We start from the raw sequence: 256 nt of genomic DNA, 5'->3' as shown, positions 1-256 counted from the left end.
CGTACTCTTTATCGGTATGGCTGAAACCGCCGTTGGGCTTGGGGCCGGTGTGTTTGATGAAGTGCGCCACCAGCATCGTGAATCTGTATATCTGACCTCTACCCGTCACCCGGTTGATGGCACGTTGCTTTGCGAGTTCAAGGAAGAACACAGACACGCCACTGATCATCTGATCTATCTGCCAGATGATGAAGAGAAAAGACGTCGTGTTACCAACGCGCGAACGCTGGTTTTGATTGATGACGAGGCAACCACC

At 52.0% G+C, this 256-nt stretch carries 1 protein-coding gene; it reads left to right on the top strand.

Features of this window, described 5'->3' with window-relative positions:
- Nucleotides 1-10 precede the first annotated feature (10 nt).
- A partial coding sequence (locus ACRHOZ_RS21125) for a phosphoribosyltransferase domain-containing protein (RefSeq protein WP_431130289.1) occupies nucleotides 11-256 on the top strand: 246 nt, incomplete at its 3' end.

The organism is Flagellimonas flava (assembly GCF_050617915.1).
Lineage (GTDB): Bacteria > Bacteroidota > Bacteroidia > Flavobacteriales > Flavobacteriaceae > Flagellimonas > Flagellimonas flava_A.
This window is presented reverse-complemented; position numbering and strand designations above follow the sequence as displayed.